The organism is Dictyobacter arantiisoli (assembly GCF_008326305.1).
In the GTDB taxonomy this organism is placed as follows: domain Bacteria; phylum Chloroflexota; class Ktedonobacteria; order Ktedonobacterales; family Ktedonobacteraceae; genus Dictyobacter; species Dictyobacter arantiisoli.
Genome location: NZ_BIXY01000092.1, coordinates 20,696 through 30,631 on the forward strand (window position 1 = coordinate 20,696; position 9,936 = coordinate 30,631).

Here is a 9,936-nt window from a genome sequence, read left to right on the forward strand (position 1 = left end):
TCGGGCATCTAATCTACAATAGTATCTTCAATAGCTCTTTACCATTAACACTATCATAGCACAGCCGTAACTTTGCGTTGTTTGCCCCCACGAAGGAAGGTAATCACGATCTTTTCGCTATGCATTCGGTCGCGCACGATTCGTTGCAGATCACGTGGTTCCGCGATAGGCGTTCCATCGGCGGCGATAATGATATCCTGGCGTTTCAGCTCGGCTCGTTCGGCGGGACCCTGTGGACGCACTTCGAGGATTTCCATCCCTTGCTGTTGCGTCAGCTTCAGCGTGCGACGAAGCGTTGCATCCAGCGTAACACTCATCCCTCCCACGCCTAGCGAGACGCCGCCCGGGGCCGCGTTCCGCTTCTGCGTGATATGGGCCAGCACCGCTTTGATGGTATCCAATGGGACCGAGAAGCCGAGTCCCTGCGCCATCGGGAGCATTGCCGTTGTCATGCCCACCACACGTCCCGCGCTATCGACGAGCGGTCCACCAGAGTTGCCGGGATTGATCGAGGTATCGGTCTGGATCAGATTAACCATTTTGGGTGAGCCGGGCACATCCAGCGTACGCCCGATGGCGCTCACTACGCCTGCCGTCACCGTCCAGTTCAAACCATAGGGATTGCCGACCGCGAGTACCAATTGACCGACACGCAGCACCTGCCGTCCCAGTTCAGCCACCGGCAAATGATCCGCCCCGATGCGCAAGACAGCCACATCGACCGCGGGATCGCTCCCGATCAGGCCAGCCGCGAAGGTACGGCCATCGGCCAGCGTCACCGAAATACGGCGTGCGTGTTCAACTACATGAGCGTTCGTAAGAATTTGACCATCAGAAGCAAAAATGAAGCCCGATCCCAGACCACGTCCGGGCGGGGAGGGATAACGGCCAGAGCGGGGAGCCATGTCGCGTTCAATATCGATACGCACAACCGCCGGACCGACTAGCTCAGCGGCCGTCGTCACAGCGTGTGAATAAGCATCCATAGCCAGCGCATCTCGTTCAGAGGTACTCATAGCAAGCTACTTTCTTGTGGAACCCGGTTAATCAATGCGTGCGTGCGAGGCCACAACATAACAGGATTAGTTTCTATTCTACCACATTACCATTGTTATAGATAACACATAGATCATCCTATTACTTCCCAATCCCCCTCCTGCATTTTATCCAAATCCAAGAAATGGAAATCGCCCAATAGGTGTTTTCACCTGCTTGCCCCCATATAAAATAATGGGAACCGTAGATTCTGTGCAATCATGTAACATCAGGCAGTGCGGTGGGGAAGGTGAGGAGGGCTTACTCAGTGATCAGTCTTGCAAGTACATCAAAAAAGCAATTGATTGTGGGTTGTGCCCTCCATCAAATAGACGTTTTTGGAGGGGGATATGATTCGTGTTTTGGTACGAATTTTGGTTGGTTAGTGAATTCTGGGTAATTTCCCACGATCCTCTGCTTTTGGAAGATGTCTGGGGTGTCTTGTCAAACATTTGGGGTGTACATAAGGAGCCTGCTTGCAGGATCTTTTTATCTCTACCGTACCCATCCGCACCACCGCTTAGCTTCTATATGACACGATCAGCAAGCACAGGCGCTCACTCGCCTTTTTTGGCAAGGGCGCTTGTGATCGCTGATAATAACTCCTGAAAGGTAAAGGGCTTTTCAATAAAGCCAGCTCGAGGAGCTACGCTCAACGCATTTTCAACCTCCACCGAGGTTGCCGCGGTACAAAAAATCAACGGTAACGATTGAGTATATGGATTGGCACGTAACGAGCGTAATACATCAATACCAGTCATATCGGGTAGATGCAAATCGAGAATTAAGACATCTACTGGCAGTATTGAGAGTTGTCGGGCCGCCCTGTTGACCATGCCTGGTGTAAGTGCATCCAGGCACGCTTGCGGATGTTCAAATACAACCACATGGTGACCGGCATATTGCAACATAGTGGCACATAGTTTCGCGATACGTGCATTGTCTTCAAGTAGACCTACCTGGGCCATAGAATCTCAGTATTCCTTGTCTGATGGATACTCCGTCCGAATTGTAAGGTTTCTATACAGGGCTGTCAAGCAGAATGAATCAGGTGACCCATCTCGGCTAGCCTTGTCTCGAAACGTTGCAATAAAGGTTGGCATAGCGCATCTTACCTGGAGTCAAGCCTGACTCGACGCCTCAACGAACTTAGTGTACAATCTATGCGATACGTCTTATTGTGTACTCAACTCTCTTTTATTGGAAAAAACGGAACACTGCATGAGCGATAACGAGACCGCGCACCCTTATCCGATCAGCGTTGTACGCTTCGGTATGGGTAAAGAAATACAACTCTATTCTGATGAACTGGTTGTGACCGGTATTGAGCAGACACAGGAGCTGCGTGTGCCGCTGGCGTCCCTGCGTCGCCTGACACTGATGCCTGGTGATCCTACACCATCGAAACTGGTACTTCTCGCAGATCTGGATGATGATTCGACCGTGATTCTCGCTGAAGGTATGACGAATGCCAGAGACTTTCGTGAAATGCTTCCCCACCTCACCGAACTTTGTCCTGATCTCGAACTTGAGCCGTCTGATATGGGTGAACAGCTCCGGCAGGCGCTCAGTAATCAGCGCGCCTGGAACCTGACCTGCCTCGGTGCCTGCGTGCTTGTATGCATCATCGTCTATGCGCTCTATTTGATCGTCGCCTTCATCGGTACCTTCCATCACTAATGCAGGAACAGGATGGGATGGGATAGGATGGCAGGTTGGGCGTAGAAAGGGGACAGCCAGCTATGCAAACATCCTCATTGACGCTCGTCACAGACTTCCCCGTTGATGCACGGGTGCGCATCTGGCGACGCATCTTTAGCGCACCCGGCGAATTCGACGAGCTTCAGGTCGATGCTTATCTTATTATAACCGACCACTTCATTCTCTGCTGTGATACGCTGCTCTGTCCGGAAGATAAAGAGATACTGCTTGCGAGCGTACGGGATGAGTTGCGTGCCGGGCGACAGCTCCTCCTATTTAATAGTCATGCTGACTGGGATCACACCTGGGGCAACGGTTCTTTTGTCCCAGACCCATCCAATCCAGCCCATGCAGCGTTGCCGCCAGACAAGCTGCTCTCCCAGGGGGCCTTGATCATTGGACATGAACGCTGTGCTGAGCGCCTGCTGAGCGAGGCGAATCAGCAATTCCTTCGTAGTTATCAGCAACGCTATGTCCTCTTTCAGAACGTCACGCTCCATCCACCGGACATCACATTTCAACAGCAAATTGTGCTGCATGGTGGAGACCTCACGCTGCATATCCAGCATAGTCCCGGCCATTGTGTGGAGCACAGCACCATCTGGATACCTGAATTACGTATCCTGCTAGCCTTCGATTGCGCCGAGCAGCCTTTCCCTACTATCGAAGATCCCCATGCTCTGAGGACGACGCTGGAACGCCTCCAAAAGCTGCATCCTCAGATCGTGCTCTGTTCCCATGGCAAAAGCGTGCAACCGCAAATCCTGGCTCAGAACCTGGCCTATTTGCGCCAGCTCGAAGCCTGTTGCCGCGACATCAGGGGCGCCGAACAGCTCACCACCTCCACCCTCTATCCCTATCAGCAGGCGCTCCACGACGCCAACCTCACACTGGATTCCCCTATCGATCACAACTTCTATCGTGACGTCCATCAAAACAACCTGCAAACCGTCTGGCAACACAGGCACAGGCTATACACCTCGCTCCCCGCAGCACCATCTCAAACATATTTGGATGGGAGCAGTGAATCAATAGAGCCGCCCTCGTCGTTCTAGCTACGAGGGCGGCTCTATGGGTTTGGGGATTATTCTGTTGGAGGCGGTGGGGATTGGCTATCCTCTCTTTTGATGATGGTGTTGATCAGGCGTCGCCGTCGTTTGCCCTGTGCGAAGTAGTAGAGTAGGACGAAGAAGGCGATGAATAAGATGATTGGTAAGATATTTGTACTTCCGCTCTGATTATTGCCGGGATTGAGATAGATGTCGTTGAGTGCGGCAAATAATTGGGAGTTGTTGGTGCCGCCAATTGCCAGTGCGTAGACAGTATGCCCACTCGGCAGGCCATTCGCGACGGCACGCCAGGTCTGGCCCTCATCATCGCTCTGGAGCGTTCCGGCTCCGGTTCCAATATAGAGCGTATGGGAATCGCTGGAGCGGAAATCTGGCACGATGGAGGTGATGGGCGTGACGGCGAGGGTGTCTTTGCCCTGTACCCAGTGGGCGCCATTGTCGTGTGAGAGATAGAAGCCGCGTTGGGTTCCAACATAGACGAGCCCACTCTGGCCACCGGTGATGGAGGCTGGCACAACGACGTTGACCGGGATATTGGTCGGGAGACCGAGATTGAAGGTGTTCCAGGTTTTGCCGTCGTCCTGGGTGCGATAGACACCCGTAGAGGTCGCGGCCCAGAGTTGTTTCTGATCTACGGCATAGGTGAGGCCGTTGACCTGGGTACCGGCGGGCCAGTTGCTTGTGAGTGCGCTCCAGGATTGTCCGGCATCTTTGCTCATATAGATGCCATGTTGCGCGGTGCCGACGTAGAGATGATTGGAGGCATTGAGATCAAAGGCCAGCGCGAGATATGTATCCGTGGGCAGGCTACCTGTCCCGAGTTCCTGCCAGTGTTGTCCACCATCGGATGAGGACCATAGGCCGCTATCGGCTGCGGCATAGAGATTCTTGCCGGAGGTGTCTAATCCCAGGGCGTTAATGGCTGCCAGATGTCCGATATCGGATCTGGTGCGTGTCCAGTGATCGCCGCTATCGCTACTGGTGAAAATTGCCCCTTGATCACTGCCCGCATAGACCTTTTGGGGCGTATTTCCATTTACAGCCAGGGCGCGGAAGTGATAAGCATTCAAGCCGCTTGCCTGCCAGCCGCCATTGCCATGGAGAATACCCGTATTCGTGCCACAGGCGGACAGGAGAAGCATCAGGAAGAGGCAGGCCAGACTGAAAGAGAGGGCGTGCGCGCGCGCGCGCGAGCGCGAAAAATGAAATTTGGTTACCAGATGAAACATGCACATGCAGTCAGTGTCCTTTTTGCTCAGCAAAGCAGGTCTATTTTAATGAGTTCCCAGCGATCATAGCACAATTCTGGACCATTATGCTATCCATGGCGCGGCCATGCGGCCAACTGGAAGCCATTGTATTGATAGAACAGCTCACTTCCATCCCATTCGTCACACATCATATCCATCTCAAAACAGCTCATCCTAGTTGACCACCTGTGCACTCATCAGGGCAGGCAATTAGAGTGGAGTAGCGTAGAGTAGAAGAACTCCAATCTGAAACCGCGTGCAGCCCTCTTTTCCGCCTGAAGTTTAGGAATCGAACAATGATTTCTGCATCATGCCAGGACTAATTGACGCGCCGGATCACGCGCCGTACACTCATCACCGTCTCCTCAATCTCATAGCCTTTTGGCAGTTTAGGAGCGCGATTCTGCGGGATAAGATCCTTAACATCGTGCAGCGTCGGCAGTGGACGGCCCAGGGCACCACGGGGCTGCTGGAGCCGACCCAACAAATTGCGGCGCAACAATTCAATTCCCACGCCAACGGCCAGGGCACCCACACTTGCCGCCACGCTACGTGGCACCGGCGAATTATACAATACAGCCGGCAGATTTGTCGGTAAAGGAATAATGCTATTAGCTCGCTTCGTCAAATCAGCGCCACAGACAGGACAATTTAAATCATCGGCGGTATATTTAGCATGACAATTAGGACACTGCATAAATCTTTTCCTCCATAGACGTGCCGTCGTCTGAATGAATGTATGAATGTTTGTTGATGATGAAATAGTATTTCTCTATCTCTCTCGAAGACACCACAAGAAAAAAACAGAAAGCCATCACTTCAGAAATAAGAAAGAGTAGAGAGAGATAGCACGGATCAATATTTATAAGGGACGGTCTTCTCTTTAGGTAACGTTTCCGCTGCTACATTAGCTACATTATACAACTTCTGGGCTCCTAAGTCCCGCAAACCGGACCCTTTCAGGAGTATTGTACAATCCTACCACACAAGCCCTCAGGCCAATCGCCACCAGATCACAATCCCTACACAACCCCCACAACACAGGCAATACCGAGAATCATGATGGAGAAGTGTAGGTGCGTGCCGAGGCCGCAGCCGAGGTGCGCTTTCCCATTCACGTACACAAATCTCGCCCCAATTTACCTACGGGCGGGAGGATCGTACGAGAGGAGGAAAGCGCACCTCGGTTGCGACCTCGGCACGCACCTACATCGCTTCATCGTCATTTTCGGTATCTGAGTGGTATTGACAGGTGCAATGGGAAAGCGGACCTTACATGCGTTCGGGCTGCACCTACATTTTCTTGTATTTTGCTGTAGTGGCTACATGATCATAGATCTGTTTCATGGGCGGAGTCCTTTGTAGGTGATAGTGAGGTGGCGCGGGCCGCGTAGCGAGGCGTTGGCGCGATAGGGCGGCGGTTCCTGGTCGAGTTTTGGTTCGATGAGGCGGCGGTTGAGCTCGCGCAGGGCAATCTGGGCTTCAATACGGGCAAGCGGCGCTCCGACGCAGTAGTGAATGCCTCCTCCAAAGCCGAGATGCTGGTTGTCGGTTCGCTCAGGGATGCATTCTTCGGGTCGCTCGAAGCGCGCTGGATCATGACTGCCAGAGGCGAAGATCAGGACCAGCGAGGCTCCTTTGGGAATGGTAATGCCATCGATGTCGATAGCGGCCAGCGTGGTGCGGGTGCGGAATTGTACGGGCGGATCGTAGCGGAGCATTTCTTCAACAAAGCTGATGATCAAATCTGGCTCTTGTCGCAGCCGTTCCTGGATCTCAGGCTGGCGTAGCAGGGTCAACATGCCGTTGGTGATCAGGTTGACGGTGGTTTCGTGTCCCGCGATGAGGAGTAGGCCCGCGGTGGCGACAATATCGTCTTCGGTCATGATCTTCTCGGTCTCATTGGCTTTGATGATGTCCGATAACAGGTTGTCCTCAGGATGCGCGCGCAGGTTGTTGACCAGGCCACGCAGATATTCGCGCAGTTGTTTGCTACTCTCGATGATCTTTTGCTTCTGCTCCTCCGTTCCCGTCTGGCCTGGATCGAGCGTGCTGGCGAGGATAGTTGACCAGCCATGGAAAAGATCCTCATCCTTTATAGGTACGCCAAGCAGGCGGCAGATGACTGAGACAGGCAATGGATAAGCCAGATCATCCACGATATCCATCCGAGTGGTCTGCCGATGGGCCTCTAGCTGTTGCTGGACAACCTCCTCGATATGCGGGCGCAGTCCTTCAATCCGTTCAGGTGTGAATTGATTGACCACCAGGCGGCGTAACAGATCGTGGGCTGGTGGGTCCTGAAAGATAAAGGTTGGATGAAACTCGGGATCGGTCGTGGCCGGTGATACCTTTGATAGATCCGCGCTCTTACGCTCATCTGAACTGACACGGGGATCACGCAATAGAGCCATGACATCCGCATAGGTACTCACGACATACGTGCCATCCTCCTGCTGACATACCGGCGTCTCGCGCAATTGCGCATAGATGGGATAGGGATGGGTGATATGCGAATGGTCCAGAATTTGTTGAAACAGTTTTGTATTCTCTTGAGCCATACTGATCCTCCGAGATGACATCTATCAACATCAATTCGCTCTTGCTCACTTTATCGATCGCTTGCTTGTTTGATCATACGCCAAAACCAACCCACATTGCCATCCCTTTCTCTTTACGGGCAAAACCGCTTCAATTTTGTCCATCTCTTCTCGTTATTCCTCGAAGGCGCATGAGGTTGAACAACCGGGCGGAAAATTCCCACCAACCCACGCGGCTACGAGAGAAGAAAATGCGGAGGTTCACATCAGCCAAGTAGGCCCAACGCTTTCGCTCAGCCTTCGAACCTATCGCTGGGCATTTCCAGCCGCGCAGGCACCGTTTGAGCGCCAGGGAATACCGTCCCCTTTTACAGGGCCGATTCCTGGAGTGGAAGGAGATCACCGCAGAAAAACGCATCGCATAACAACCAACCCTCCTCGGTATTTCACTGTCTTCAGTCTCTCTCCTCTTTATAACTCAGCAATAATCTCTGTTCCTACAAATACGTTGACAATACCGTGGTCACCATCAGGGTGTCGCTTCGGCTCTGGATGCGTTCCCCCTGCCTGTCTCGTTGCTGTGGGGACAGATCGTGGCAGATCGTGGCAGATCGTGGCATGAGCAGCGCAATCATACCGGCCAGGGGAACGTCGCAACGCCGGGGTGCGGCAAGAAAGTGTGCGCGTGGATGCCCGCTGCAGCAGATTGGGGTTGTTTCCCTCTTGTTTTGCCATGGTTGCTGGTTTATCCTTCAGGAAAAAAGGATGGAGCATGATGGATATCCCACGTTTGCATACCCCTCCGACTGAAGTCACCAACGATCCGCAGGAACGGGTGAATATGGTGTTGGATCAAGAGCACTATAATTGGTATGGGTCTTTTCCTGCCGCTGCCAACTCGGAGCACTACCGGACCTATCCCGACGGGATGGGTGGATCAGGGGTCGATGCCTCAGGGGTCGCTGCTGCTTCGCAGGAGCACTGGGGTCAAGAGGATGGTGGCAGCGCTTCTTGGTTCTTGGAGCAGAGCGGCTCCAACGATGACGCAGCCGACTTTCAGCGCGGCTTCTATACGCAATCCCCTGCCTATGCCTACTTTCCCGACGCGTCCCACGACGAGTCCCACGACGCGCCGCTCGCTCCCCAGCAGGCCGAGGTGGGAACGGCTCCTCCATGGGGTGGTGGGGATGGCTTAGACATTGACAACTCTGGGCGCGGCTTCTCTATGCAGCCCCCTGACGACTTTGTGCGCGGCTTCTATACGCAATCCCCTGCCGATGCCTACTTTCCCGACGAGTCCCACGACGAGCAGCCCTCTCCCCAGCAGGCCGAGGTGGGGACGGCTCCTCCATGGGGTGGTGGGGATGGCTTAGACATTGACAACTCTTATATGCAGCCCCTTGCCGACTTTGTGCGCGGCTTCTATACGCAGCCCCCTGACGACTCTGCCGTCGAGTCCCACGGCGCGCAGCCCGCCGAGGTGGGGACGGCTCCTGAGGACCCTTCCTCCCGACTGTTGCGAAGTCCGGGATTGACAATCTATAACCTGAATAATTACCTCAGCTATAAAGAGTTTGCTCTAGGCCCGGGCAAGTACACGAACCACTCCTCTAGTGAGCGACCCTCTAGTGAGCGACCTAAGAATGAGCATAAGGATGAGCAATTAACTAATAAAATGGTGAGCGCCCTTATCACAGGAGAAAGAGAACATGCCAATGGTTGGGTCAACGCTAATGGGCGACCTGACTATCAGCCTTCATCAGACCGCAAAGAGGCTGCCAGGAAAGCCAATGCGACCAAGGGCCCCGAGGGACGCAAAGCGGGTGCCAGGAAAGCCAATGAGGCTATGAAGACTGTCAATGAGACCAGGGGCCCCGAGGGACGCAGCAAGGCTACCGAGAAAGGCAATGCGACCAGGGGCTCCGATGGACGCAGCGAGGCTATCAGGAAAGGCCATAAGACCAGGGGCCCCGAGGGAAGCAAAGAGGCTGTCAGGAAAGCCAATGAGACCAAGGGCCCCAAGGGACGCAGCAAGGCTACCGAGAACGGCAATACGACCAAGGGCCCCGAGGTACGCAGCGAGGCTATCAGGAAAGGCCATGTGACGAGAAGGAGGAAGGCAGCAGAAAGGAGGGATGCAGCAGATGCAGCAGCGTCGCGTGAGAATGATCGGAGGTGAGCGATAGGCAAAACGCATGGCGCTGTGGGGGATCGGTGCGACGGTAAATCGATGAAATACCTGAAGGGAAAAGAGAGGCGATACCTGAGGTTTGCATGCATGAGAGAGGGGTCATACTCATCCAATGCTCGATCAGGAGACGGGCACAATCGCGGTCTTTG

General features: G+C 53.8%; 9 protein-coding genes and 1 pseudogene. 4 read left to right on the top strand and 6 right to left on the bottom strand.

Annotated features, from left to right (window positions below):
- Positions 1-53 precede the first annotated feature (53 nt).
- Together F1593_RS22985 and F1593_RS22990 are read right to left on the bottom strand one after the other, a co-directional pair.
- Entirely contained in the window at positions 54-1,016 is a 963-nt protein-coding gene (locus tag F1593_RS22985; RefSeq protein ID WP_149403906.1) for a S1C family serine protease, read from the bottom strand.
- A gap of 576 nt (positions 1,017-1,592) precedes the next feature.
- The gene (locus F1593_RS22990; RefSeq protein WP_149403907.1) at positions 1,593-2,003 is read right to left on the bottom strand and encodes a response regulator; all 411 of its coding nucleotides are present in this window, start codon (positions 2,001-2,003) and stop codon (positions 1,593-1,595) included.
- 253 nt (positions 2,004-2,256) lie between these two features.
- On the opposite strand from F1593_RS22990, the gene F1593_RS22995 reads away from it, so the two are divergent.
- A complete protein-coding gene (locus tag F1593_RS22995; RefSeq protein WP_149403908.1) occupies positions 2,257-2,715 on the top strand; it encodes a hypothetical protein in 459 nt (152 codons plus the stop codon).
- A gap of 62 nt (positions 2,716-2,777) precedes the next feature.
- Entirely contained in the window at positions 2,778-3,791 is a 1,014-nt protein-coding gene (locus F1593_RS23000; RefSeq protein WP_149403909.1) for an MBL fold metallo-hydrolase, read from the top strand.
- A gap of 29 nt (positions 3,792-3,820) precedes the next feature.
- Here F1593_RS23000 and F1593_RS23005 read toward each other — a convergent pair whose 3' ends face one another.
- The 3 genes from F1593_RS23005 to F1593_RS23015 all read right to left on the bottom strand — a co-directional run bounded on the left by F1593_RS23005 (position 3,821) and on the right by F1593_RS23015 (position 7,617).
- A complete protein-coding gene (locus F1593_RS23005) occupies positions 3,821-5,041 on the bottom strand; it encodes a WD40/YVTN/BNR-like repeat-containing protein (RefSeq protein ID WP_149403910.1) in 1,221 nt (406 codons plus the stop codon).
- A 334-nt stretch (positions 5,042-5,375) separates the two neighbouring features.
- A complete protein-coding gene (locus F1593_RS23010; protein WP_149403911.1) occupies positions 5,376-5,753 on the bottom strand; it encodes a hypothetical protein in 378 nt (125 codons plus the stop codon).
- Positions 5,754-6,399: 646 nt separating this feature from the next.
- Positions 6,400-7,617 carry a cytochrome P450 gene (locus F1593_RS23015; protein ID WP_149403912.1) on the bottom strand — a complete coding sequence of 406 codons (1,218 nt, stop codon included), beginning with the start codon at positions 7,615-7,617 and terminating at the stop codon, positions 6,400-6,402.
- Between the two features lie 161 nt (positions 7,618-7,778).
- Between F1593_RS23015 and F1593_RS23020 the strand changes: the two are divergent.
- Positions 7,779-8,021 (top strand): annotated as a pseudogene (locus tag F1593_RS23020) (IS6 family transposase); the annotation flags it as partial.
- A gap of 46 nt (positions 8,022-8,067) precedes the next feature.
- On the opposite strand, the gene F1593_RS23025 reads toward F1593_RS23020, so the two are convergent.
- Positions 8,068-8,331 carry a hypothetical protein gene (locus F1593_RS23025; protein ID WP_149403913.1) on the bottom strand — a complete coding sequence of 88 codons (264 nt, stop codon included), beginning with the start codon at positions 8,329-8,331 and terminating at the stop codon, positions 8,068-8,070.
- 37 nt (positions 8,332-8,368) lie between these two features.
- Between F1593_RS23025 and F1593_RS23030 the strand changes: the two genes are divergently transcribed.
- Positions 8,369-9,775, top strand: coding sequence for a hypothetical protein (locus F1593_RS23030; protein WP_149403914.1), 1,407 nt, complete (start codon positions 8,369-8,371; stop codon positions 9,773-9,775).
- Positions 9,776-9,936 lie beyond the last annotated feature (161 nt).